Origin of the sequence: Vibrio sp. ES.051, assembly GCF_002563795.1 — a bacterium.
GTDB lineage: Bacteria > Pseudomonadota > Gammaproteobacteria > Enterobacterales > Vibrionaceae > Vibrio.
This window is the reverse complement of the sequence record NZ_PDJL01000004.1, coordinates 999,964-1,025,645: the sequence shown is the minus strand read 5'-3', so window position 1 is coordinate 1,025,645 and position 25,682 is coordinate 999,964. Positions and strand designations below refer to the sequence as shown.

Annotated in this window: 26 protein-coding genes; 12 read left to right on the top strand and 14 right to left on the bottom strand. The window is 44.6% G+C overall.

Features of this window, described 5'->3' with window-relative positions:
* Position 1 precedes the first annotated feature (1 nt).
* The 4 genes from ATG66_RS11215 to pspA form a co-directional block, all read right to left on the bottom strand.
* Complete coding sequence (locus ATG66_RS11215) at positions 2 to 1,033, bottom strand: efflux RND transporter periplasmic adaptor subunit (RefSeq protein ID WP_098415376.1); 1,032 nt, start codon at positions 1,031 to 1,033, stop codon at positions 2 to 4.
* A 160-nt stretch (positions 1,034 to 1,193) separates the two neighbouring features.
* Positions 1,194 to 1,583, bottom strand: coding sequence for an envelope stress response membrane protein PspC (gene pspC / locus ATG66_RS11210; RefSeq protein WP_098415375.1), 390 nt, complete (start codon positions 1,581 to 1,583; stop codon positions 1,194 to 1,196).
* A complete protein-coding gene (gene pspB / locus ATG66_RS11205) occupies positions 1,576 to 1,809 on the bottom strand; it encodes an envelope stress response membrane protein PspB (RefSeq protein WP_098415374.1) in 234 nt (77 codons plus the stop codon). Before pspB ends, pspC begins: the two co-directional genes overlap by 8 nt.
* A gap of 14 nt (positions 1,810 to 1,823) precedes the next feature.
* Positions 1,824 to 2,495, bottom strand: a complete 672-nt coding sequence (pspA, locus tag ATG66_RS11200) for a phage shock protein PspA (protein WP_098415373.1) — start codon at positions 2,493 to 2,495, stop codon at positions 1,824 to 1,826.
* A 199-nt stretch (positions 2,496 to 2,694) separates the two neighbouring features.
* On the opposite strand from pspA, the gene pspF reads away from it, so the two are divergent.
* From pspF to ATG66_RS11170, 6 genes are all read left to right on the top strand, one after another.
* Positions 2,695 to 3,732, top strand: a complete 1,038-nt coding sequence (pspF, locus tag ATG66_RS11195; protein WP_373560834.1) for a phage shock protein operon transcriptional activator — start codon at positions 2,695 to 2,697, stop codon at positions 3,730 to 3,732.
* A gap of 237 nt (positions 3,733 to 3,969) precedes the next feature.
* Entirely contained in the window at positions 3,970 to 5,589 is a 1,620-nt protein-coding gene (locus ATG66_RS11190) for an ABC transporter substrate-binding protein (RefSeq protein ID WP_098415371.1), read from the top strand.
* On the top strand, positions 5,589 to 6,551 hold the full coding sequence (locus ATG66_RS11185) for an ABC transporter permease (protein ID WP_098415370.1): 963 nt from the start codon (positions 5,589 to 5,591) through the stop codon (positions 6,549 to 6,551). Before ATG66_RS11190 ends, ATG66_RS11185 begins: the two co-directional genes overlap by 1 nt.
* Complete coding sequence (locus tag ATG66_RS11180) at positions 6,538 to 7,425, top strand: ABC transporter permease subunit (RefSeq protein ID WP_098415369.1); 888 nt, start codon at positions 6,538 to 6,540, stop codon at positions 7,423 to 7,425. The genes ATG66_RS11185 and ATG66_RS11180 overlap by 14 nt, the downstream gene beginning before the upstream one ends.
* The gene (locus ATG66_RS11175; RefSeq protein ID WP_098415368.1) at positions 7,425 to 8,420 is read left to right on the top strand and encodes a peptide ABC transporter ATP-binding protein; all 996 of its coding nucleotides are present in this window, start codon (positions 7,425 to 7,427) and stop codon (positions 8,418 to 8,420) included. The genes ATG66_RS11180 and ATG66_RS11175 overlap by 1 nt, the downstream gene beginning before the upstream one ends.
* On the top strand, positions 8,417 to 9,199 hold the full coding sequence (locus ATG66_RS11170; RefSeq protein ID WP_098415367.1) for a peptide ABC transporter ATP-binding protein: 783 nt from the start codon (positions 8,417 to 8,419) through the stop codon (positions 9,197 to 9,199). Before ATG66_RS11175 ends, ATG66_RS11170 begins: the two co-directional genes overlap by 4 nt.
* Positions 9,200 to 9,312: 113 nt before the next feature.
* On the opposite strand, the gene ATG66_RS11165 is transcribed toward ATG66_RS11170, so the two are convergent.
* The 6 genes from ATG66_RS11165 to torE all read right to left on the bottom strand — a co-directional run bounded on the left by ATG66_RS11165 (position 9,313) and on the right by torE (position 16,896).
* The gene (locus ATG66_RS11165) at positions 9,313 to 9,702 is read right to left on the bottom strand and encodes a DUF2750 domain-containing protein (protein ID WP_098415366.1); all 390 of its coding nucleotides are present in this window, start codon (positions 9,700 to 9,702) and stop codon (positions 9,313 to 9,315) included.
* A 74-nt stretch (positions 9,703 to 9,776) separates the two neighbouring features.
* Positions 9,777 to 10,682 carry a manganese-dependent inorganic pyrophosphatase gene (locus tag ATG66_RS11160; RefSeq protein ID WP_098415365.1) on the bottom strand — a complete coding sequence of 302 codons (906 nt, stop codon included), beginning with the start codon at positions 10,680 to 10,682 and terminating at the stop codon, positions 9,777 to 9,779.
* A 374-nt stretch (positions 10,683 to 11,056) separates the two neighbouring features.
* Complete coding sequence (locus ATG66_RS11155) at positions 11,057 to 12,796, bottom strand: glycoside hydrolase family 36 protein (protein ID WP_098415364.1); 1,740 nt, start codon at positions 12,794 to 12,796, stop codon at positions 11,057 to 11,059.
* A 197-nt stretch (positions 12,797 to 12,993) separates the two neighbouring features.
* A complete protein-coding gene (gene torA, locus ATG66_RS11150; protein WP_098415363.1) occupies positions 12,994 to 15,456 on the bottom strand; it encodes a trimethylamine-N-oxide reductase TorA in 2,463 nt (820 codons plus the stop codon).
* A 25-nt stretch (positions 15,457 to 15,481) separates the two neighbouring features.
* Positions 15,482 to 16,666, bottom strand: coding sequence for a pentaheme c-type cytochrome TorC (gene torC, locus ATG66_RS11145; RefSeq protein ID WP_098415362.1), 1,185 nt, complete (start codon positions 16,664 to 16,666; stop codon positions 15,482 to 15,484).
* Positions 16,667 to 16,716: 50 nt separating this feature from the next.
* On the bottom strand, positions 16,717 to 16,896 hold the full coding sequence (torE, locus tag ATG66_RS11140) for a trimethylamine N-oxide reductase system protein TorE (RefSeq protein ID WP_098415361.1): 180 nt from the start codon (positions 16,894 to 16,896) through the stop codon (positions 16,717 to 16,719).
* Positions 16,897 to 17,355: 459 nt separating this feature from the next.
* Here torE and ATG66_RS11135 point away from each other — a divergent pair, with 459 nt between their 5' ends.
* Entirely contained in the window at positions 17,356 to 18,168 is an 813-nt protein-coding gene (locus ATG66_RS11135) for an ABC transporter permease (protein ID WP_098415360.1), read from the top strand.
* Between the two features lie 310 nt (positions 18,169 to 18,478).
* Here the strand turns inward: ATG66_RS11135 and focA are convergent, their stop codons facing one another.
* Positions 18,479 to 19,339 carry a formate transporter FocA gene (focA, locus tag ATG66_RS11130; RefSeq protein ID WP_098415359.1) on the bottom strand — a complete coding sequence of 287 codons (861 nt, stop codon included), beginning with the start codon at positions 19,337 to 19,339 and terminating at the stop codon, positions 18,479 to 18,481.
* Between the two features lie 299 nt (positions 19,340 to 19,638).
* Between focA and ATG66_RS11125 the strand changes: the two genes are divergently transcribed.
* Positions 19,639 to 19,872: a TIGR02647 family protein gene (locus ATG66_RS11125; protein ID WP_098415358.1), complete on the top strand. Its 234-nt coding sequence runs from the start codon at positions 19,639 to 19,641 to the stop codon at positions 19,870 to 19,872.
* A gap of 60 nt (positions 19,873 to 19,932) precedes the next feature.
* Here ATG66_RS11125 and ATG66_RS11120 read toward each other — a convergent pair whose 3' ends face one another.
* Positions 19,933 to 20,379, bottom strand: a complete 447-nt coding sequence (locus ATG66_RS11120) for a PACE efflux transporter (RefSeq protein WP_098415357.1) — start codon at positions 20,377 to 20,379, stop codon at positions 19,933 to 19,935.
* An 88-nt stretch (positions 20,380 to 20,467) separates the two neighbouring features.
* Between ATG66_RS11120 and ATG66_RS11115 the strand changes: the two genes are divergently transcribed.
* The 3 genes from ATG66_RS11115 to ATG66_RS11105 are packed head-to-tail and all read left to right on the top strand — an operon-like array spanning position 20,468 to position 22,827.
* A complete protein-coding gene (locus ATG66_RS11115) occupies positions 20,468 to 21,346 on the top strand; it encodes a LysR family transcriptional regulator (protein ID WP_098415356.1) in 879 nt (292 codons plus the stop codon).
* 18 nt (positions 21,347 to 21,364) lie between these two features.
* Positions 21,365 to 22,192 carry an NAD-dependent epimerase/dehydratase family protein gene (locus ATG66_RS11110; protein WP_098415355.1) on the top strand — a complete coding sequence of 276 codons (828 nt, stop codon included), beginning with the start codon at positions 21,365 to 21,367 and terminating at the stop codon, positions 22,190 to 22,192.
* On the top strand, positions 22,189 to 22,827 hold the full coding sequence (locus ATG66_RS11105) for a YdcF family protein (RefSeq protein ID WP_098415354.1): 639 nt from the start codon (positions 22,189 to 22,191) through the stop codon (positions 22,825 to 22,827). The genes ATG66_RS11110 and ATG66_RS11105 overlap by 4 nt, the downstream gene beginning before the upstream one ends.
* Before the next feature lie 65 nt (positions 22,828 to 22,892).
* Here the strand turns inward: ATG66_RS11105 and ATG66_RS11100 are convergent, their stop codons facing one another.
* Both ATG66_RS11100 and cysS read right to left on the bottom strand, forming a co-directional pair.
* Positions 22,893 to 23,471, bottom strand: coding sequence for a thymidine kinase (locus tag ATG66_RS11100; protein WP_098415353.1), 579 nt, complete (start codon positions 23,469 to 23,471; stop codon positions 22,893 to 22,895).
* Positions 23,472 to 23,558: 87 nt separating this feature from the next.
* Positions 23,559 to 24,941 carry a cysteine--tRNA ligase gene (gene cysS / locus ATG66_RS11095; RefSeq protein ID WP_098415352.1) on the bottom strand — a complete coding sequence of 461 codons (1,383 nt, stop codon included), beginning with the start codon at positions 24,939 to 24,941 and terminating at the stop codon, positions 23,559 to 23,561.
* Positions 24,942 to 25,144: 203 nt separating this feature from the next.
* On the opposite strand from cysS, the gene ATG66_RS11090 reads away from it, so the two are divergent.
* Positions 25,145 to 25,639, top strand: coding sequence for a peptidylprolyl isomerase (locus ATG66_RS11090; protein ID WP_098415351.1), 495 nt, complete (start codon positions 25,145 to 25,147; stop codon positions 25,637 to 25,639).
* The last annotated feature ends 43 nt before the right edge of the window (positions 25,640 to 25,682 follow it).

Here is a 25,682-nt window from a genome sequence, read left to right as displayed (position 1 = left end):
ACTATAATCCTCGCTCCTTGACCCACGCTCTTACTTTAATGCCAGGTTCAATGACATCCACTCCAGAAATGATGATCTGGTCACCATCATTCAGCCCTTGTAGTATCTGACGTTTGTCATTCACCTCAATCGCCGCTTTTGCAACAATGCCCTGTTCATCCACTCGCCAAACATAGGTTTTGCCATTCTCTCGCAGTAGTGCGGAATCCGGAACTTTCGTCACGTCAGCGTTTTGGGAAAGAAGGTAAGCATTGCCAGACATGCCCGGGAGGATGCCTAAGTCCGATGATCGTGCCATGACCATGGTTATTTTATAACTGCCCGTTTTAGGATCGGCTTCTGTATCTATTTCTTGGAAAGTCAAATCAAAAGATTGTTCAGGAAAGGCATCAAACACCATTCTGGCTGACACATCGCTACCTTTTGTGTAACGGTTTAATAAGTAATCGGGGATGTAAAATATCACCTTCATCACTTGATTGGACTGAATATTCATCACCCCTTCTTTCGCGGTAACATATTCATGATTTTCTGCTGGTACATAAGAAATGGTTCCGTCATACGGAGCGATGAGCTTGGTGTATCTCAAATTTGCTTTTGCTTGGTCCCACTGAGCTTTGGCTGAATTATGATTGGCTTTTGCTTCATCAAAATCTTGTTCTGAGACTACCTGATCTTTGCGCAGTTTTTTATAGCGTTTGTACTGCACATCGGCGAGGGCAAAGTTAGCTCTGGCTTGTTGTTCAAGAAGGGAATATTCATCTGGGTTTAGTGAGGCTAAAACATGGCCTTTGTTAACTACTTGACCTTCATTCACCTCAATGGTTTGAAGCAAACCGGGCACACGAAATGTTAATACAGCTTTGTCACCAGCATCTGTTGTGGCAGGAAAATAACGTTCAAAATGGGCGTTGCCAACAGAAACAGTAAAAAGTTTAGCGGGACGAGATTCTGGCTCAGGGACGGGAGGAAGCTCTTTACCACAACCCGACAAAACAGCCGTAACAGCTATCGGAATAAGCATTTTTCTCATTATATTCATCCACAAGATTAGGGAGGTTACTTTTAAAGTAGATGAACAGTGGGTTAGCTGCCAGATTATAACTAGTTAATAATGCTCTAAATTAGTGATTTGTGATAAGAAAGCAGGCGTGACGCCTGCTTTGTATTTGTTGTTCTTTCGCGTGGTGTATTTAGAGCTTACTGAACTCTCGGTTTACCCTAAAGGTATCGGAAGTCACGTACGCTTCCATATTACGAATTTTACTATCCAGACGCTCAAAATCACGCTCTAGAACATTGAGTAATTGGTCAGGACTTTGGCCTTTTTGCCATGGTTTGCTTTTAAGCGTGTGCTCTTGCTGCGCCTTTATATTCGCGGAGTAAGTTATTGGCTGCTTTTCTAACATAAACGCCATCGCAACGTACGCAAGTAAGATTAAAAACGTCCCACCGAGAAGCGCTGCGGAAATAACAACAATACGAATCAACCAAACTTCCGTACCAAAGTAGTTTGCAATCCCGGCACAAACACCTGAGATTTTCCCATTTACAGGGTCACGGTACAGTTCTCGTTTATTCATATTTACGTCTCCACGTCGGCGATTCTGCGTCTAAGATGCGCTCCAGTGTATCAACTCGAGACTGCATCGCTTCCGCTTTTTCAGACAGTACCTGAAGACGCTCTAAATCTTGGCTCGACAGAGCACTATCTGTTTTGCGCTTACTGCGATAGTGTAAAAAGAGCCATAGTGGAGCGACAAAGATTAAAAAGACAATCAATGGTCCAGCTATAAAAAATGTCGACATAAATGGCTCCTTTCTTATTTATCTTGTGATGACATCTGTTCTTTCAGTTTTGCCAATTCTTTTTCAATTTCATCTTGCGCTTGCAACTCTACAAACTCCTGATCTAGCGACTTAGCATTACCCGTTTGAGCGTATAGATCGGCTTCCGCTTCCATTTCATCCACTTTACGAGAGTATTGTTCAAACTTTGCCATCGCTTCGTGAGTTCGGCTAGTGTGTAGATGCTTCTGTACATCACGACGGTTAGATGCCGTTTGGTTGCGAATCGCCAGAGATTGCTGTTTGGCACGCGTTTCAGCAATTTTACTTTCTAGCTTACCAATTTCGCCAGTGAGCTTGTCAATCGTTTCTTCCACCAGAGTCTGCTCAGTGTGAAGACCTTTAATCACTTGCTCGAGCTTTTGCTTTTCGATAAGCGCCGCACGTGCGAGATCTTCACGTTGCTTCACTAACGCAAGGCTTGCTTTTTGGTTCCACTCACCAATTTGTTCTTCTAACGTGTCAACTTTACGAGCTAACTCTTTTTTGTCTGCAATCGCTTTCGCCGAGTTAGTACGCACTTCAACAAGTGTGTCTTCCATCTCTTGAATGATAAGACGGATCATTTTTTCAGGATCTTCCGCCTTGTCCAGCAATGCACTGATGTTTGAGTTAACTATGTCTGCAAAACGAGAAAAAATACCCATAACGGAACTCCTATTTTCCAATTAAAACTCGACAAGGTGGTGCTTTACCTTGTGCCGCAATGAATAGATTACAAGTAGCATGCCAAAACTTATTTCCATTAATAATCATGACATTATGCGCATCATTGTCGTTATACAGCATTGTGCTATGATATTTTTAACCAACTGTTGGTGAAATTGACCAATACCATACGAATTAATGCCCACGCAGAAAAATAAGAAGGACTTTATGAAGCAAAACCTGATTGGTGAGTCACCCGTTTTTCTCGCTGTACTCGATAAAGTATCACAACTTGCGCCTATTGAACGCCCCGTCCTCATTATGGGTGAGCGAGGCACAGGTAAAGAACTCATCGCCCAGCGTTTGCACTACTTATCAAAACGCTGGGATAAACCACTCCTATCGTTAAACTGTGCGACACTAAGTGAGGGACTGATTGATTCTGAGTTATTCGGTCATGAGTCTGGCTCCTTCACCGGCTCAAAAGGCAAGCATAAAGGCCGCTTTGAACGTGCAGAAGGAGGCACTTTATTTCTTGATGAACTGGCCACAGCACCACTTTTAGTTCAAGAAAAACTACTACGCGTCATTGAATACGGTGAATATGAACGTGTCGGGGGTCATACCGCTTTAAATGCGGATGTGCGCCTAGTCTGTGCAACAAACACAGACTTACCTCTACTGGCTGAACAAGGCGAGTTTCGGGCTGACTTGCTCGACAGGTTAGCGTTTGATGTGATCATATTACCGCCGCTTCGTGAACGTAAAGAGGATATTCTGTCACTAGCTGAACATTATGCGATGAAGATGTGTCGCGAGCTTCAACTTGCGTATTTTGTCGGTTTTACCGCAAATGCACAGCAATCGCTTCTGGAGTATTCATGGCCGGGAAACATCCGTGAACTAAAAAACGTGATTGAACGTGCCGTCTATCGGCATGGTCTTAATGCAGCCCCAATTAATAAGCTCGTTTTCAACCCGTTTGAAACAGCATGGAGCAATGCGCTGGGGCACGCACCTAACCAAGATACTCCTCAAAAAGATGCAGTAACCAATAACACTCTTCATTTCCCATTGGATTATAAACAATGGCAACAAGAACAAGACATTAATCTGCTCAATCAAGCATTAGAAGAGGCCAAATTCAATCAGCGTCAAGCGGCGGAATTATTGGGGTTGAGCTATCACCAACTGCGAGGGATGGTGAGAAAGTACGGGCTCGTCGGACAAAGTTGATGAAATAAAGTGAACTAAGCAATAGTACTCGTCTATCCTCACGTGACAGTACACGAACGCGAACCTAGAGCTGCAGTGGTAATTATGCGGTACTTTGATCTAACACCCTGCAAGCAAAAGATTTTGTGTTTGGAGCGAGTTCACAAAGGTGTTAAATTAACGAGATCATTTTCGCTTGTGAGTTCTAGGTGAGTAAAATCAGATGAAACAAGCAAGATCCAATGAACAGCTCATATTATGAATGCTTTTATAAGATTATCGCTGAGCCTTATCGGGGTTAGCTTACTAACGGCTTGTGGTGATAAAATCGACCACAATGAGATTCGCAAGGCTGGCTTTGTGTTTTGTGGGCAAGGTAAACCAACCACGTTCAACCCCCAGCTTATTGACAGCGGTATTACCGCAGAAGCGCTGAGTCCGCAGCTGTATGATACCCTGCTTACCCTCGATCCAAAATCACATCAACCTGTGGCGAATATTGTAGAAAACTGGTCTGTGAACCAAGCTGGGACTGAGTATACGTTTACCCTTAAACAGGGTGTTCAATTCCAAACGACACCGTGGTTTACGCCTTCTCGAGCACTGAACTCAAAAGATGTGGTATTTAGCTTTAAACGAATCATTGATGTAGACCATCCTTTTCATCAAGTAGGCGGTGGTTTTTATCCATGGTTTGCCGGTTTAGACTTTCAAAGCCTGCTAAAAGACGTTATCGCCATCGATGAGCACACCGTAGCATTCAAATTATCTCAGCCTAACTTTTCTTTCTTAGCCAATATTGCCACTAGCCATGCGGTGATCCTATCCGCGGAGTACGGGCAGCAACTGGCAGCCAAAGACCATAAAGAACGGATCGATCAATTCCCTATCGGTACAGGGCCATTTCAATTAAAAGAATATCAGTTGAATGACTTAATTCGCTTGGAGCGACACCCGAAATACTGGAACTCTCCCGCGAACATGGAGCAAGTGGTATTTGATATCTCGCACCGAGGAACAGGTACGCTAGCCAAGCTACTGAGAAATGAATGTGATGTGCTCTCTTCTCCTATTTCTAGCCAAATTCCGGTGATTAAGGAAAAGGAGAATCTGAAACTCACGGCTACACCAGCTAATAATGTGTCGTTCATTGCGATTAATACCGAAACATCTGCCCTCAACGATGCTCGCGTCCGACAAGCTCTCAATTTAGCGATTAATCGTCAGAATATTTTGGATTCCGTTTACTACGGAACGGGCTCTCAAGCTTATACCCTGCTTCCACCTAATTCTTGGGCATATCAAAAGGACAGCGTCAAAATTCGCTACGATCGCAACTACGCATTAGCGCTACTTCGCGATGCTGGCTATGAAGATGGGCTCGAAATCACAATGTGGGTGCCATTAGAGCCTCGAGCTTTCAACCCAAGTCCACGTAAAACCGCTGAGCTTATCCAAGCGAACTTTGCTGATATCGGAGTTGAGCTAACACTCTTAAATGACGACCGGTTTGAACGTGTCGACTTAGAGAACATCAACGATATTGATTTACTGTTGACGGGTTGGATTGGCGATACTGGTGATCCTGACAACTTTTTCCGTCCGTTATTGTCGTGTGAGTCAAACAAAGTCGGTCTGAACGTCTCCATGTGGTGTAACGATGATTTTGATTTCTTGCTCGATTTGGCGCTAGAAACGCAGGAACCACGCTATCGTTTGAATCTGTATCGCCAAGCGCAAAATATTTTGAATCAGGAGTTTCCGGTGATCCCATTGGCACATGGTGTGCAATTCCGTGTTCATGACAAGTCACTGACAGGCTTCAAATCAAGCCCTTTCAATGCCCAACCTTTTGATAGAGTTGAGAGAATCCACTGATGTTTTGGTATACCGTTCGACGTTTTAACCTCTTTATCATCACTTTGATGATCCTCACCTTAGTGGGTTTTTCTCTGCTGCGTCTTGACCCATTGTCGCATTGGGCAAAGGTGGACTTTTGGTCAGGTTGGCAAAGTTATTTGATCAACCTTTCGCAACTTGATTTTGGCTTAAGTAAAAATGGCAACGCGATCTACGACGAGTTAGCCATGGTTTTCCCGGCGACATTAGAGCTGTGCTTTTTCGCCTTTTTGGTGGCACTTTTGATTGGTATTCCACTAGGAACCATTGCAGGGATGAAGCAAGGTAAATGGCTCGATACCAGCATCTCGTTTATATCCATGTTTGGGTATTCCGCGCCAATCTTTTGGGTCGCCCTCTTGCTGATCATGGTCTTTTCACTGGAGTATCAAGTTTTTCCTGTCTCTGGACGATATGACTTACTGTACCAAATTGATCACGTGACAGGTTTTGCAATTATCGATGCCTTTATGGCAAAAGGTGAATATCGTGCGCATGCGTTGCAAAGTGTGATTGAACATATGGTGTTACCATGTTTAGTGTTGGCACTTGCGCCTACCACACAAGTGGTGAGTCTAATGCGTTCCTCCGTTGCGGATGTAATGAGCCAAAACTACATTCGCGCAGCAAAAATTAAAGGTCTCTCTCAACGAGAGATTGTGTCTCAACACGTGTTACGCAATGCGATTCCGCCAATCATTCCAAAAGTCGGAATACAGCTATCCAGCATGATCACCTTAGCGACCATTACTGAATCAATCTTTAACTGGCCAGGCATTGGTCGTTGGTTGTTGGATGCATTAGCAAACCAAGATTATGCCTCCATACAGGCCGGAGTGATGGTACTCGCAACGCTGGTGCTAACCGCGAATATTCTATCGGATCTCATTGGCGCGATGATAAACCCTCTAGTGAGAAAGGAATGGTATGCTAACAAATAACGTTTATCAGGAAGAAAGCATTCCTACTCAATTTGAGCGATTCTGGCGAAGCTACCGTGCAAACGGATTAGCCATGTTCGGCCTGTGGTGCCTTGCTTTCATCGTATTGATCACCATTCTTGGCCCACTGCTTGCCCCCTTTGACGCACAAGCACAATCAGGCGAATTGCTTGTTCCTCCATCTTGGGCTCCTACTGGTACGGTCGAATACTTTCTAGGGACTGATGATCTAGGTCGTGATATTCTTTCACGCTTAATTATAGGGTCTCAGCTAACGTTCGGCGCTGCGGTAGCCATCACCGCAATCGCTGCCGTGATCGGTTGCTTCATTGGGGTTCTGGCAGGTATGACGAAAGGCCTACTTTCGAGTACTTTAAATCACCTCCTTGATACCGTTATGTCAATTCCATCGCTTTTGTTAGCCATCATATTCGTGGCGTTTCTTGGATTTGGTGAATTTAATATTTTGCTCGCGATCTGTCTGGCATTGATTCCGCGTTTTATTCGCTCGGTCTACATTGCTGTACACACCGAGGTTGAAAAAGACTACATTATGGCCGCTCGTCTTGATGGTGCCGATAATTTCTACCTGCTCAGAAGCTCGATTCTACCGAATATTTTGACCGTCGTTGCCGCTGAAGTCACGCTGGCACTTTCGGCAGCTATTTTAGATATTACGGCCCTTGGTTTTCTGGGTTTAGGCGCGCAAGCTCCAAGTACCGAGTGGGGGGCGATATTGGGTGACTCTGTAGAGCTCATTTATATTGCACCTTGGACGGTTACTCTACCCGGCCTAACCATTATGTTTACGGTTATTACCCTAAACTTAGTCGGTGAAGGTGTACGCCAAGCACTGAATGCGGGGATCGAATAATGCCGTTATTAGATATTCGACATTTGACCATTGAGATTGAAACCCCTCAAGGAATGGTAAAAGCCGTTGACCGAATGAGCCTGACCTTAAATGAAGGCGAAATTCGTGGCCTTGTCGGTGAGTCTGGCTCAGGGAAAAGCTTGGTTGCGAAAGCCATTGTCGGGGTGAGTAAAGACAACTGGCGAATCACCGCAGACAGAATGCGTTTGGGTAACATCGACTTATTGCAGCTCACCCCCAAGGAACGACGACGTGTCATTGCCCGTGATATCGCCATGATTTTCCAGGAACCGTCGACCTGCTTAGACCCTTCTGAAGAGGTTGGACGACAATTGATCGAGTCCATTCCATCTCGCTCCTTTAACGGGAAATGGTGGGAACGAATTAAGTGGCGTAAAAAACAGGCCATAGCGCTCCTTCATAAAGTTGGCATCAAAGATCACAAACGCTTGATGCGCAGCTACCCGTACGAATTGACAGATGGAGAGTGTCAAAAAGTCATGATTGCGATGGCCATTGCGACCAAGCCTAAATTGCTGATCGCCGATGAACCGACCAATGACCTCGACCCTATTACCCAATCACAAATTCTGCGTTTGTTGAGCCGCATGAACCAGCTCAACAACACCACAATTTTGCTTATCGGCCACGACTTAGCCACCATTACACAGTGGGCAGGCCGGATTACAGTGATGTACTGTGGTCAGTCGGTGGAATCTGCTGATACCAGTAAAATTATAGCCGCACCGAAACACCCTTATACCGATGCTTTACTTAAAGCAATGCCAGATTTTAATGATTGGGTGCCACATAAGCAGAAGTTGCAATCCCTGCCGGGATCAATTCCTCCGTTGCAGCATTTACCGATTGGCTGTCGATTAGGTCCGCGTTGCCCCTATGCTCAAAAACAATGTGTTGAAATTCCACACACTAGACGTATAAAAAATCATAAGTTTAACTGCCACTTTCCATTGAACACGGAGAAGAAGTCATGAGCGCGTTACTTGAAGTCGATAACTTATCGAAACAGTTTGTCACGCGTTCTCGGCTATTTAGACGTCAAGTTTATGAAGCAGTAAAACCCGTGAGCTTCACCCTAGAGCCAGGGCAAACCATTGGCTTTATTGGGCAGAACGGGTCGGGAAAGTCAACGCTTGCTCGTATGCTTGCCGGAGTCGTTGAACCAACTTCCGGCGAAATCAGAGTTAACGGCGAGCGGTTAGAGCACAAAGACTACGCCACGCGCTGTAAGCTGATTCGCATGATTTTCCAAGATCCGAACACCTCTCTGAACCCACGACTCCAAATTGGTCGCATTTTGGAAGGGCCGTTAAAACGGAATACGAATATGCCGCCTGATGCGCGTATGCAGCGGGTAAAAAACACGTTACTCCGCGTCGGACTGCTACCAGAACACGCATACTTCTATCCGCAGATGCTCGCTGCAGGTCAAAAGCAGCGAGTCTGTTTGGCTCGCGCATTGATCCTTCAACCATCCATTATTGTTGCAGATGAAGCGTTAAACGGTTTGGACATGGCAATGCGCTCACAGATCATTAACCTGTTCCTAGAGCTGCAAGAAGAGATGGGATTGTCGTTTGTGTACGTATCACAACATATTGGTATCGTAAAACACATCACCGACAAAGTCATCGTGATGCATGAAGGTAAAGTAGTTGAGTTCGGTGAAACCAATCAAGTGCTCACCACCCCTGAACATCCGATTACGCAACGATTGGTAGAGAGTCACTTCCATAAAGCGCCCAACCGTTAAATTCAACGACTTAGAAAACAAAAGCCTGCTTGATGAAAGCAGGCTTTTTTAGTTCTTGAACCCCTCAACTGACCAAGTATAAGGCAATGGGCTTAATAAGCGTCGATTTGATATTAGCGGCGGTTTGCCTGTTGACGCAGTTCAAAGTCAAACTCGTCCGGAAACAGCACCACACCTTCTTCATTCTGGTTTGGAAATACCACTACGGATAGCTCGTCGTCTTCCAATCCTGATGTCCAACGATTGTGCCATTTGTTGAGCGAGATCGCTTCTGGTTCACAATTTTCCCACTCACCATTCGCCCATTGCTGAGCAAACTCTTCATTTGGCCACACAGGTACACAATCGTCGTCTTCTGTATTCAACATCACACAACCATGTTCATCTTTCAGAATCCACACCTTGCGATTGACTACGATCTCTTTTACACAGTATTTCAATCGCTGCTCTTCATTGTAGCGATTGATGGTATCCATCTGCTTTTGGGTTAGTTGTTCAGACATGTTCGTCTCCACTTTCCTAGAAAAATGCCCACCTCTTGGGTGGGCATTTAAAGTATATGCTCGTAATTATGTGTTTACACTAGCTCCGTTTGAAGCCAAGGCCAGCCTTGTTTCTTACGGCTTAGTGTATTTTCCATCATCAGCACGCCATCTTTTTCGTGCTTAACAAGCTTCTCTGCCCACTCACCTTTGTATAGAAGACGAGTTTGAGCAGTCGTGATGTCAGTTAGCATAACAGCGGCAAACGCTAGGTTGTCTTTTGCACAACGCGCTTCTAAATCTGCTTCTAGTGCTTCAATCATGCCGTCAACCTGCTCTAGCGTTGCAAGTTCAACCTGACCAACCACCACGTCACGACCATTAAATGGGTAACCTTTTAAGTCTTTTTCTACTAGCTCAGCAGCAGATAAGCCTTCAATATTAGTCTTCGCAATTAGAAGATCTTTTGTAAAGGCGTCGACGTCAGCAACGTCTGCGATTTCCGCTAGCTCTGCTACTGCATCTTTATCTTTTTGAGTACAAGTTGGAGAGGCGAAGCCCACCGTATCAGAAAGGATAGCTGACATCATTAGCTTAGCGATTTGAGGAGTGATCACGTGACCTTCAATCTTGAACATGTTGAATAGAACCGTGTTAGTACAACCAACAGGCCAAATCCATGCTTCCATTGGGTTAACTGTCATCACGTCACCTAGGCGGTGATGGTCAACGATACCCGCGATTTCCGCTTCTGCGATGTCATCTGGTGCTTGTGCTAGATCTGAGTAATCGACCAGCCAAACGGTCTCACCTGCAACTGATGTACGAAGCTCAGGAACGTCTGCGTCAGCAACTTCTAGAATGTGCTGTGTTTCACGGTTAATTTCGCCTTGGCGAATTGGCATGGCCTCTTCGCCACGCGATTTTAGAAGTTCAGTGGCAACGAGTGCACTACAAATACTGTCGCTGTCTGGGTTCTTATGACCTACAACTAGAATCATGTTTCTTCCTATTCAAGTCAATTTGATACGCTGCCTAATACAGGAAATTAGGGCGTGTTTACTCACAAAGGCCGATACTTTACCTGATTTGAAAGAATTTGACACGAAGAAAAGTTCGGCGCACGGCGCTAAATATCCCACTTGAAACACAATAACAACCATTACTATTTTGGGTTGAGAGGCATTGGACGCTACTCGCTAGATTCCTTATAAGGGTGGCAACCAAAGCGGCCTAAATGGCGACCATCTATTCTGCTATTCCAACATTATCGTCAGAGTAATAATGCCTCTTTGCATTCTACTAGGCCGCCCCACAACAACAAAAGAGCCTACAGGGGCTTTCTCTTCGTCTTGTACTAATCTTACGCCCTTAGTTACACCGTCACTATCGCTTTGGCACTTAACCCTTCATCAACACTCACCATCAACAATTGGCAAGGCTCTTGATTTAGCTTCTCTCCGGTCCAATAATCATACCAATCCGTCGGCTGTTCGGATGTCAACGTGAATTCTATCGCCCCATCACTGGTGTAATTAAATAAACAGTGCAGATCATTATTCGTTGTCAATTTTAAAAATGCGTGATTCACACTCAACGCGGTAAACTTGGCAGACTCTTGGTTACGTTGTTGACGGAGGATGAGTTTTACCAAGGTTTTTCTCGCAAACGGAGTCATTTCGGGGAGTGGGTCTCCGGACAATAGTAATCCACCGCTTGCCAAAAGCACCGTACGGTGAAACTCGTACTCTTGTCTAGATGCAGCTTGATTCGCTAGTGAGGTGAAGGTGGCGCAATCAGGATCGATTTGCCAGAGTTTTCGATGCTGCCAGCTTCGATAAAAGGTTTCTTTCGCAATTTGTTCAAAACGACGACTATATCGTTCAACATCATCTGAAACCCGCATTGCATCCACCAGCCCTAAAGAGGGCCACATTGGCGCATTACAACCTAAAAGCCATGCGTCCCCCGCCCCTTTTGCAATCGCTTCCATGCCCAAACGATACGCTTCTACGCCAGTAATCCCAGACTGATGGCGCACACCTTTTAATGTTCCCCAATAGTTAGCATCCAGTTTGAACAACTCAATACCCCACTCTTGGCGCATGACAGAGACAATATGCGTCAGATGATCTTGCACCTCAGGGTTCGAGGTATCAAGAATATACCAAGGAGTACAACGCCAACCGCCATAAGTTACGTCTTCGGCTTTCAACAAACGACCATCTTTATGACGAACAAACCATTCAGGGTGGCGCTTGAAGACGTCAGACTCCGGTTGAGCGATAAAGGGGGCCATCCAAATTGCCGGCTTTTTGCCTTTTGCACGGATACTTTGAATGAGCTCTTTCACGCCACCAGAAAATTTATCCGATGGGGTTAACCAATCGCCCATAAACGCTTGATAGCCGTCATCCAATAATACCCACTCCAGATCTTCTAACTGATCTTTCATGCAATCAACGTTTTGCAAAATATTCTGCTCAGTAACATCCGCGTAATAAGCGTACCAAGAGCACCACCCCACAGGCGCAACTTGCGTGACGCCTTTTCGTATTGGGTGATGCTGAGTAATCATATCGCTGTATTCTTGGAACAGCTCAGAAAGAGATGGACCATTGAGCACCGCAATAGACTCTAATTGATTGTTATCCCAATCCGCTACCTGAGTAAACTCACCATCAATCGCGGCAGACAAGATCCGATGTCCATCACGGAGCACAAGGTCAAAGTAGCCAGCAAATCGGTAACAAGAAGTAAAGCCAAACAAGGTGTAACCTGCCGAACTCTCTACCACCAAATAATTGTAGTAACGCTTAAGGGCATCTTTTGGATAAATACGATAAGACGGATTGTTATCTGGACAACGGCCTATATCAACCGGGTGGCTTATCGTCCCCGCCGTTTGCGCTAACATTTGAAAGCCATCGCCAATCACGTTGGCTTCCGGCTCGTATAAAAGTGGCACTTCGAACAGGGTTTCGCGATCAGTAAAGGTTTTATTGTGTAGCCCAGCGAAGGAAAAGTGTATTTGATTATCAACAACTTCGACTTGAAGATCGTTATCATTCACTGTGACTTCAGTACGATTTGCCAATTGAATGGTCTGAACCATATAAAATCTACTCTCTTGATTTATTATTGTTTAGCTTCGTTCATTATCCTCTGCTTGTCTTACTCAATTCGTTATCAGCGTCACGAATCGGCTTCACGCAGCCGGTTCAGCGCTGTTATTGAGATGGCTACCACTGAATTTTGATAAAAAAATACCAGCTCGAAAGCTGGTATTTCATTTCTGGCTTATTGGGCGAATTAAGCCACTTCTATCGGTCCACCGAATGCAGTCACTGGCGGAACTTTACCGGTGAACTTCTCGAAGTCGACGATACACGTGTTCGCCGAGGTCGCCTGAGCAAGCTCAGAGGTGCCGATATCTAGAGTCAGTGTGTTCGGGTCACCGTAAGTACAGATAGCTCCATCTTTCTCGTTTAGAGGGCCGTACCACGCACCTTCTTCGATACGGATGACGCCACGTGGGTAGCTGTCCGTCAATACAGCGCCCGCGAGGAGTTGACCACGGCCATTAAAGACACGCACCAAATCGCCATCTTTAATGCCTTTCTCTTTCGCATCAAGCGGGTTGATGTAAACCGGTTCACGACCTTGTACCGCATAAGTTGCACGGAACTCTTCAGATTCACACATCTGAGAGTGTAAGCGCTTATCTGGGTGACAAGATTGCAACCAAAATGGATGTTTCTCTGAACCAGGGCCGCCGTGTGAACGTTCTGATTTTTCGAACCACATTGGGTGCTCTTGGCAATGTTCGTAACCGTAACGACCGATCTTACGCGACGTGATCTCGATGAAACCCGACGGAGTACCTAATGGGTTAATCTCAGGTTCGTTACGGAAGTCTGCGTGGCGAACCCAAGGCTTACCTTCACCAAAGTCTAGTACGCTCTTCTCCCAGAACTCTGCAAATTCTGGCATGTCGAACTTACCTTCGTTCGACTGCTTACAATCGCTGTATAGGCTTTCGATCCACTCCATCTCACTCATACCACGAGTGTATTCTTCGCGACGACCAAAGCGCTGAGCCAGTTCACTCATGATTTCGAAATCTGGCTTAGATTGGAACAAAGGATCGACCAGACGATGCATCGCGATCAGCCCTTTGTTCGAGTACGAGCCGTATACGTCGATGTCGTTACGTTCCCACTGAGTACACGCAGGAAGAACGATGTCTGAGAAACGACATGTTGCCGTCCAAGCAAACTCAATAGTTACAACCGTTTGCAGCTTGCGGAACGCCTTCTTCATCCGGTTACGATCTTGATGGTGATGCCATGGGTTACAACCGGAGATCACCATCATTTTGAAGTCAGGTAAATTAACTTTGCTACCGTTGTAGTTGATCTCTTTGCCAGGCTCTAGCAGGCAGTCAATCCAGCGTGCCACCGGAATGGTACGACTGTAACCGTTAAAGTCATTGTTGTCCCATTTTGGCTTCATACCTTGGTCAAGGTTACGCGGGAAACCACCAGGGCCGGCGAAACCGGTTGAAGGTACGCCGATACTTGAGTAATGGTGACCGTAAGAGATACCGCCACCAGGAAGACCGATTTGACCAATCATTGCTGCAACAACGGCTGCTGCCCAGTAAGGTTGTTCACCATGCTCTTGACGCTGGATACACCAACCCATCAGAATCTGAGTACGACCATTTACGAGCATGCGAGCAAATTCACGAATCTTGTCCGCTTTCACTCCGCAAATGGCTTCTGCCCATTCTGGGGTTTTCTCAACTTTATCTTTTGTCTTACCTTGAACGTATTCAATGAACTCTTTAAAACCAAGGCAATAAGTCTTGATGAACTGCTTATCGTACAGGTCTTCGTTGTACAGAACGTGCGCGACAGCAATCATGAATGCCACGTCTGTCAGCGGGTTGATGTACAGGTGATCGTTTTCTAGGTAACGCTGAGTTTTGTTCTTAACAGGGTCAACTGACAGAACGTTGATCTCGCCTTTCGCTATTTTTTCTTTTAGCTGCGCTAGATACTTGAATGATTCGTGCGTTTCACAGTTCCAACCCACCTGTAGGTTTTTTACTGGGTCGTTCGCCCACAAAATAATATTGTCTGAGTTTTCTAAAATTTCAGACCAAGAGGTACCTTGTGCATACACTTCTGTCGACCCAAGCACGTAAGGCATGATGGTTTGGCCCGCACCTGTCGAATAGTCACCAACTTTGGTGATGAAGTTACCATGCATACCGACGGCACGTTGCATGTGCGCGGTACAGTTGTTAAACGAGCCCGTTTGGTTCCAACCGGTTTGACCTGCGTGTAGCGCCCATGGACCGTAGTCTTTCTGAACACGCTCTAGTTCGCGGTAGAACAAGTCTAACGCCTCATCCCAAGTGACACGAATAAAACGGTTGTTACCCCGCGTTTCTGCGCTGTATTTGTGTTTTTTCAGCCAATCTAGACGAACCATTGGGTAGCGAACACGTGAAGGGCTGTAAATAATGCCCTTGATGCCGTTCAGCATCTCTGTTGGGTTTTTATCTAGCTCTAGTGGTTTGATCTCTTGAACTTTACCCGCGTAGATATGGGCGCGAAATGCGCCCCAATGTGAACCTGAAACTTTCCAAGTGCCTGTCGTCTCCACTGCGTTTGCAGAAGCTGATGCCAATAAACTTGGACCAATCACCGACGCAGCACTTGTGGTTGCTACACCTTTAAGAAAACTTCTTCGTGTAATAGCCATTTAACTTACTCCAATCCGACGCTTATTAATGGTGACCTTCAGCATAATCTGAAGAGTGTTTCTGTAGATACTTCAAGATCAGTGCTTCACTGTCTGTATCTAAGTTAACGAACGCCAACATACCGTCGAACATACCTGGCCAGGTGTTCGCATCGAAGTGCGCTTCCGCAGGTTGCGTGTGACATACTGAACAGTTGGTCTTGTAAGCTTCACGAGATTTTTCCCAAACTGGATTAATGTCGTTCAGCATAGACTCTTTCTTGATCCATACTTTCGCTGCCACTTTTTCCCATGGAAGGCCTGTTAGCTCATCCACTTTTTTCTCACCAGTCGTCACAATGCTGCTGTCTGTCGCCGCTTCTTTCATTAAAGAAGCCGTCGCAATGTTCATACCAAAGTCTTCTTGGATCACTCGACCAAAGCCTTTGGCTTTACGCCAGCCATCAATTTCGATTTCAATGTACTCGTCTTTATCTTCAAGTACTTTAACGGTTGATGCAGGGTTTAGCAGACCCGCTTCTTTCGTACCTTGCGCGTCAAAGTAGATCGGTAGGTGTCGAATACTGACCAGCTGTTGGCCCACTGCGTAATCCGTATTTGATGCCATTTGTTCTAGTTCACCAACAATACCACCAATGCTGTCCATACCTGCTGGTAAGTTGTGTGCGATACCTTTATGGCAGTCCACACAGCTTTGATCTTTTTCCGCAGCCTGTTTCATTTGAATACGAGCCGTTGGAGACATCTGTTCGAAGTCCATCGATTCATAGTTGTGACAGTTTTTACACTCTAGGGATTTATTCGCAGAGAAACGATCCCATTCGTGTTTTGCGAGTTCGATACGGCGCTCTTCAAACACACCAGGTTCATCGTAATTGCCAAACACCTGTGCAAACACTTCTTTAGAAGCCTGCATTTTACGAGCGATCTTATCGGTCCAGTTGTGAGGAACGTGACAGTCAGGACAAGTAGCACGAACACCAGAGTGATTTTTCCAGTGCACTGTGTCTTGCAGTTCAACGTATACGTTGTCACGCATCGTATGACAACTGATACAGAATTTTTCTGTGTTGGTTACTTCTAGTGCGGTGTTAAATCCACCCCAAAAGATAACACCAGCAATAAAGCCGCCCATCGTCAGCACACCTAGGCTGATATGTACAGCAGGGCGCGACATAGTACGCCACAGTTTAATGATCAATGATTTCATTATTTGCTCTCTTAAAATCTTTTCAAAAGTGTGGTTGTGAGCTCACGGGCTTACATGCCATGTGCACCTGGAGGGCCGAGGAAGAAGACTTGCAACATCCAGACGATAAATCCGTAGCCTCCGACGAAAGCCACACTCAGAACTGGGAAGAGAACAACCGCAATGAAGAGGAACGACTTCCACTCCAGGGAGCGCTTTTCACCACTCTCAATTTTATTAACATCACTCATACATTTGCCTATTTTGTATCTAGTGTTATTGAAAAAGCCTGTCTAACCAAGCTTAAGTTTTTACAATCTCTAATAGAAAATTTTAGACCATACTAATAGTAAGGTTCAATTAAATCGACTCTTCAGACCTTGTAATTCAACACTTTTTTGAGCTCATACAGAGATGTGAGGGATTGATTCTATTTGTTTAAAAACATGAATAGATATGAAAAAATAAGAAGTTTAAGGCATTGTTAAATAAGTAACACTAACGAAACATTCATTACATTAATGCCGTAAAGCTTGGGCCTAAAAATCGCTCAGATTTCAGAAAAAGATCGTCACTTGTAAAAAAAGTGATAATAAAACTTTTATTAAAGTACTCTCCGTTTTTCCTCTAGAATAGGCAAAAGTACACATTGATATTCATATAAAGGATATGCACAGTTACACTCCTTTATTTCATTCCAAGGAGCAATTATGAATGGTGTGGTAGATATCAGCTGGGCAAAACTAACGATGTTTAGTGTTATTCTATTAGTCCCGTTCATTATCAACGTACGCTACAAGTTGGGCATCGCGAAAGATACTGCAATCAGCGTTATTCGTATGACGCTTCAACTGATATTGATTGGTATTTATTTAGAGTATCTCTTTCAATTAAATAACTTACTCGTGAATATGCTTTGGCTGACGCTTATGCTACTGGTCGGCGCAAGTTCCATTGCAGGAAAAGCTCGTCTACCACAAAAGCCTCTTATGCTGCCGCTGTTAACGGGACTGATTTGCAGCCTGACGCCAATTTTGATAGCGATAATCGTAGGCTTAGTGCAACCCGCACCTCTCTATAGTGCGCAGTACATGATTCCGCTTGCGGGCATGCTGTTAGGCAACAGTCTGAGCAGCAACATCATCGCGCTTCAAAATTTATTTACGGCTTTTGAACAACGCAAGTCTGAGTACGAAGCAGCTATATCGCTTGGTGCCTCTCCTCGATATGCGTCATTTCCTTTTATTCAAGAGGCGCTCAGAAAGTCGCTTGCTCCAATCTTGGCTTCTATGACCACAACAGGGCTTGTAACCCTGCCAGGCATGATGACCGGTCAAATTTTAGGTGGGGTAAGCCCAATGGTAGCAATAAAATACCAGCTGGTGATTATGCTCGCGATTTTCGTCATGTTGAGCGCGTCGGTCGCCATCACATTAGAGATGACGTTGAGCTGCGTACAAACCAGAGCCGGCCGAATTAAAATAAAAATCCAACAACCAGAACAAGTCAAAACCGAGAGATAATGAGAATATGTGTTAGTGGCAACAAGAAGTAGGTTACTGGGTATGTAAGCTATTAATTTTATGAAATTTTATTTTCATTATTACGTAAACACGAACTTTAGACAGTTATCCACAGAAAATGTGGATAAACGGCCAAAACACATACGCAACTAAAAACATAACAACATAAGAAATCTGTTTAAACATCATGTCTTGGTCACTTGAATGGCATCTTGTCGTTTTAGAGTCTAACGCGCGAGTTTGATTCGAATTTACTGACCTGATACCGCATAAAAGAGCGGCGAGCTATTTAAGCTCGCCGCTCTTTTATTTATCTCAAATGTTTGTCTTCATCACGTAAGAAGATCATCCAGTACCACATACCGACAAACACGCCACCACCAATAATATTGCCTATTGTGACAGGAATAAGATTATTGACGATAAATCCAGTCATGTTTAAATCTGCGTAATTCGCAATATCTGCGCCCGTCATCTGCCAAAATGCTTCGGGAGCAAAATACTTAATACCAATCGCCATAGGCACTTGAAACATGTTCGCAATGCAGTGCTCAAAGCCAGCCGAAACAAACATCGCGACTGGCAAAATCATGACTGCAATTTTATCGGTAAGCGTACGGCCACTGAACGTCATCCAGACCGCAATACACACCAATACGTTGCACATAATACCTAAAGCAACAGCTTGGAAAAAACCGTGGTGCATTTTATGTTGAGAAATTGCCATCGCATTCAAACCAACTTGCCCACCATCAAACATATATTGCTTGGTCACTAACATACATGCGACCAACAAAATCGCCCCAGCCATATTTCCGAAGTACACCACAAACCAGTTTTTGAACAATGCAACCCACGAGATCTTACCACTCGCACGCGCGACCAACGTCAACACAGAACTCGTGAAAAGCTCTCCTCCCGTAACAACAACAAGAATAAGGCCCAGACTGAATGCCAATCCACCAATCAAGCGTGTTATTCCCCAAGGTAGATCTCCTGCACCTGTGGTGACTATGGTATAAAAAATAAAGGCAATACCAATATGAAGTCCGGCTGAAATCGCCAACAGGAAAGATTTGATCGGAGCTTTAGTCGCTTTACCTACCCCCGCTTCAGCAGCACGCTCAGCCGCTTGAGGCGGTAATAATGAGTCAAATTGATTGAAGTTCATTGCAGTGTAACATTTAGAAACATTTAAAGAGGCGCGGATAATCGCTTCATTCCCATACTTTTTCAAGTGCTATTTGGCATGATTACTAAAAATGTTGTTATTGGGAGGTTGATTCATAAAATTCCATAATAAATCGCTGTCTTGTCTATCATTGATATTTAACAAAGATGATGGCGTTTGAACAAAAATCCTGCGCTATATCAGCCTGATAGCGCCACACTTAACACTTCTTATCGTTTAGTGTTGCCCAACCCGCCTTTTCCGACTAGTTTGGATAAAAAAGCGCAAAGGAATTATTTATGAAATATTCAGCTGAACATATCGCCGAATTGAACCTACTTCTTCAATTCGACCTTAGTAGTGCTGCAACCGGTATTAAAGTCCGTACAGATGCGTCACAAGAAATGCAAGCCGCAGTTGCTGGTCTATACGAAAAGAAATTGTGCACACAGCCTGATGGTGGCTATTTAACCAATGAGGGTATTGAAGTTGCAGAGCATGCAGATAAAATTTTACGTGTTCTTTCTGTGTAATAATTACTAATACCCTAATAAAATGCCACCGGAGTCGGTGGCATTTTTTTACTTCTCTCTCTATTTTTTGCTTGTCCATACCGGCTGCATCAGTCGATTTTTTATTCTATTAAATGGCTGAACTTTATCGTATAACCAGTTAAAGCCCGTGGTATAAAATAAAAAGAACACTAAGAAGCCAGCTTCTAGCATCAGAGCTTGGAGGAAAGTCATTTCTAAGAACCAAGCGATCACGGGTATAGTGATAATGATCAACCCTCCTTCGAAACCAATGCTATGCCCAAGTCGCATCGCCAAGCTCCGCTCAGATCGATCACCGCCAAACCACTTGTCAAAATACCAGTTATAGATGTAGTTCCATATTACGGTGTACACGCTCAATCCAACCCCAACTAACGCGAGATCACTAGAGCCCTTCCCTGTGATCAAGGAAGCCGCTGGCACAACAATCGCTAACGCTATCAATTCAAAAAGTACGGCATGAAAAATTCGTTCGTTACGAGTCATGATTACCCACCAAATAGTCCTACTCAATGTTTAGAATTTTATCTATTATTCAGATAACAAAAAGTTAGATACCATCGGTAAAAACGATATGTTTACCATCGAACAACTGCAAGCTTTCATTGCAACATCAAAAGCCGGTTCATTTTCAGGCGCGGCGAGAAAACTGGGACGAGCTCAATCAGTAGTGAGCCAACACATCATCAATATGGAGGTCGACTGCGGCGTTGAACTATTTGACCGCTCTGGTCGATATCCAAAATTGACCGAGAGTGGCCATGCGTTACTGCCTTACGCACAAGCTGCCGTTAGCCAGCTCGACCGCTTAAACAATAGAGCCGCACAACTCTTTTCTGTGCCGACCAATAAATTGGTTTTAGCCATCGATGAAGGGATCCCTCTCACGCGCTTAGCAGATGTTTTAGCCAATTTAGAGCTGCGGTTTCCACACTTACAAGTTGAGTGCTTAACCGCTTCCAGTCCCGATATCATCGAATTGATCAAGTCAGAGCGCGCCACAACCGGGATTATTTTGAGTGACTTACAAATGCCTCGACATATCGATTTCACTAATCTGGGTAACATTGCGTTCGATGTGTATATCTCTTCCAAGCATCCACTGGCCCAGCAGCATGTCACTCACATGGACCAGCTCAAACAATATCGCCAACTGGTAATACGCTCCAAAAGCGCTGAACCATCTAGCCTTAATCAAGCATTTAGCCCAGATATCTGGTACGCTGATAATTATTATATTTTGTTGGAATTAGCGAATAAAGGGTTTGGTTGGTGCTTCCTACCGACACATTTAGTAGCGTACTCACCAAACACATTAATAAGAGTTGGGGATGATTTCACAAAACTGGCTTGGCAAGTCAATGTTGACCTCATTCAACATCAAAGATGGCATTCCGATCCCCTTCATCAACAAGCTAAAGCAGAGCTGCTCACCTTGTTCGGGCAGACATAAATAAGTAGGAAGACCCAAATGGCAAATACATTGATCGTAGGTGCAGGCTGGCTCGGAACTCCGCTAGCAGAAGCCCTGATGAAAGACGGACACCAAGTGGTCGTTACGCGTCGAAGCCAATCTCGATTAGACGAATTACCGACCTCATTAACTCACTCAGCGTTGTTCGACTTCAATCAACTTAACGCTGCTAACAAACTCGATGCGCTGCTCAAAGAGCATCAAATCACCCACATTATTGGCGCTTTTCCACCCGGCTTTCGTAAGGGGCACGGACAAGAGTACGCCCAACAATGGCAAATACTGGCGAACGCAGCCAAACACAATGGCGTTGAGAAACTGGTGATGGTTAGCTCAACAACCGTCTATCCAAATCTCGCTTCAGATATGAAAGAAGAAGCTGCCTCTCTGTCTCTCGCTACAGGCAGCCCTTACTTTTCAGATAATGCGCGTATCATGCTTCAAGCAGAACAACATGTGATTGATTCTGGTGTTAACTTTGTAATTATGCGCTGTAGCGGCTTAATTGGACCAGACAGGCACCCATCTCGCTTTGCGATGAGGTTAAAACAAGTCAGTCGAAAAGCACCTGCTAATATGGTTCATCAAAATGATGCTGTATCAGCCGCGCTATTTGCTTTAAGTAACCTGAACAACCAAGTCATCAACGTCACGACACCGCATACCGTGAGTAAGGCGGAGTTTTATCAGGCAGCGATTAACACCAGTGATGTCAATATTGCTCTTCCGCCAGTTACCGATAAGGCAGATAAACGTATTTTGGCCGATAAGCTAACTTCGCTCGGCTATCAGTTTCAATTCAACTCGACGCTGGACGCATTATGAAACTTTACCAACACATCGAAACTCTCTGGGATTACATGCAACTCAAGCATGATCTGAAACCTGCAGATTGTTTGTTTGTCATGTGCAGCAACGATGTACGGGTCGCTGAACATGCGGCAAAGCTTTATCACCAAAAGCTTGCACCATTGATTATTTTCTCCGGCGGTAAAGGTCGATTCACAGACGGTCTATTTGAAAATAGTGAAGCAGAGACATTCGCAGAGATCGCACGAATAGCGGGGGTTCCAAATGATGCGATTATTTTGGAAAAGAACTCGAGCAACAGCGGGGAAAATATCCGTTTTACTGAGCAACGACTAAAAGATGAAGGTAAAGTGTGCTCGTCGTTCATTCTGGTGCAAAAACCGTTTATGGAACGTAGAGCGCTCGCAACCTTTGAGCAACAATGGCCGTCTCCCTACTCTCAACTTCAGGTAAGCTCAACGGCGCACCCGTTTTTTGAGTACATTAATGAAGATATGCCATTGATGATGGTGTTAGACGCACTAATGGAAGACTTTTCTCGCATCAAAAGCTACCCACAAAAAGGCTTTCAAACCGAGCAAGCGATACCTGAAAATGTCGAGTCGTCTTATCAAACTTTACTTAAGCAATTGGGTTATCACTTAACCTAATGTAAACGACTCAAATAGAAATTAAAAAGCCACCGAATGCGGTGGCTTTATGTTGGCTGTCGGGATTATTTACCCAAGGCTTCTTTATAATGCTGACGACAAACCGATACGTATTTGTCATTGCCCCCAATGGAAACTTGGTCACCTTCTTTAATTGCCACTCCGTGCTCATCCGTACGAATCACCATATTCGCCTTACGGCCACAGTGACAAATTGTCTTCAGTTCAACAAGCTTATCGGCCCAAGATAGTAGGTACTTACTGCCTTCAAAAAGTTCGCCTAAAAAATCGGTACGAAGGCCATAGCACAATACAGGAATATGCAGCTTATCGACGACCTCAGTCAGTTGATAAACTTGCTCTTTCGACAAGAACTGGCATTCATCAACAAGAATGCAGTGACGTTTTTCAACGTCGTTGAGTGTTACAACCTCTTGATATAAATTGGTTTCCTGACGGAATAAATGCGCATCAGATTTAAGACCAATACGAGAGCTTACTTTCCCCACACCAAAACGATCATCCAGTGCGGCCGTAAAAATAACTGGCGTCATGCCTCGTTCTTGATAGTTAAAAGAAGATTGTAGAAGAGTTGTTGATTTACCCGCATTCATCGCTGAGTAATAGAAATACATCTGAGCCACAGAGCATTACCTAAAGTTAAAGTTTTAATCAATGAAAATGACAAATAAAAGGGCTGAATTATCAGCCCTTTTACATTGAAAATTCAATTATTTACGGCGCCACGCTGTGCCTTCTGGACCATCCTCAAGAAGGATACCCATTTCTGTCAGCTTGTCACGAGCCATATCGGCATTTGCCCAGTCTTTCGCTGCACGAGAGTCATTACGCAGCTTGATCAGTGCTTCAATTTCAGCCACTTCATCATCATTACCTGCATCACCTTTAAGGAAGGCTTCAGGGTCTTGGTGAAGAATACCGATAACATCAGCCAGCTCACGCATCAGGACACCAAGTTCACTGGCTTTCTCTACGTTTTCTGTTTTCAGACGGTTTACTTCGCGCGCCATGTCAAACAGCACAGAGTAAGCTTCTGGTGTGTTGAAATCGTCATTCATCGCATTAGTAAAGAGGGAAACATACTCTTCACCTCCAGCAGGGGCGACGGTTAGGTCAAGACCACGTAGAGACGTGTAAAGACGTTCAAGTGAAGCTCGCGCTTGGTTTAGGTTTTCTTCGCTGTAGTTAAGCTGACTGCGGTAGTGACCAGACATCAAGAAGTAACGCACAGTCTCTGCGTCATAGTGACTTAGAACGTCACGGATCGTGAAGAAGTTACCTAATGACTTAGACATTTTTTCTCTGTCTACCATCACCATGCCACTGTGCATCCAAGTGTTTACGTAGTTGGTATCATGCGCACAGCAAGATTGAGCAATTTCATTTTCGTGATGCGGGAACTGAAGATCCGAACCACCGCCATGAATATCGAAGTGCTCACCCAAGATAGAGGAGTTCATCGCAGAACATTCAATGTGCCAACCAGGACGACCAGGACCCCATGGTGACTCCCAAGTAGGTTCACCTGGCTTTGACATTTTCCAAAGCACAAAATCCAACGGGCTACGTTTTGCTGTTTCAATATCAACACGCGCACCAGCTTGAAGCTGTTCCAAGTCTTGCTTAGACAGTTTACCGTACTCGTCAAATTTACTGACTTCAAACATTACGTCACCGTTATCCGCTACGTAAGCGAAACCACGCTTGATTAACGTTTGAACCAGCTCAACAATTTCCGCAATAAACTCTGTTGCACGAGGCTCAATATCTGGACGCTTCATGTTTAACGCGTCGAAGTCAGCGTGCATTTCACCGATCAGACGTTCGGTGAGTGAATCACAAGACTCTCCATTTTCCGCCGCACGTTTGATGATTTTATCATCGATATCGGTGATGTTACGCACAAACGTCAGGTCATATCCGAGGTAACGAAGGTAGCGTGATACGACGTCAAAAGACACAAATGTGCGGCCATGACCGATGTGACAGAGATCGTAAATGGTAACTCCACAGACATACATGCCAACTTTGCCAGCTGTAATTGGTTTGAATTCCTCTTTCTGTCGTGTGAGTGTGTTATATATTTTTAACATGATCTCTATCTATGATTGTGAATGAAAACAAGATCGCCGAGTATATCAACTCAGACCTTGTTAGGTAATAGCAATTAACCGATAAAACGATAATCGGCTAAACTTCAAACACAAAATAAAGAATTTATTCTTTCTGAGTTTTTAAAGCGTGAGAACTTAGGCTAGAATCTCGGGCTCAACACAACACAGTAAAGGAAAGTAGCATGATCACCCTTCACACTAATTTTGGTGACATCAAGATTCAACTAAACGACGAGAAAGCGCCAGAGACAAGCGCAAACTTTCTTCAGTACTGCCGCGACGGCTTTTACGACAACACTCTTTTCCACCGTGTTATTGATGGTTTCATGGTCCAAGGTGGTGGTATGGAGCCAGGTCTACGTGAAAAAGCAACACGTGCCCCTATCCAGAACGAAGCAAACAACGGCCTAAGCAACAAAGTCGGTACACTGGCAATGGCACGTACGATGGAACCGCATTCAGCCAGCTCTCAGTTTTTCATCAACGTGAACAACAACACCTTCTTAGACTTCCGTAGCGAAAGCCTAGATGGTTGGGGTTACTGTGTATTTGCTGAAGTAGTTGAAGGTATGGACATCGTTAATAAGATTAAAGATGTGAGCACTGGTTCTTACGGCATGCACCAAGACGTACCACTAGAAGACGTGGTAATCACTGGTACAACAATTGAAGAATAATTCGTAAGAATTGTTCCCAAGAGATAAATTAGTGGGGAGGCAA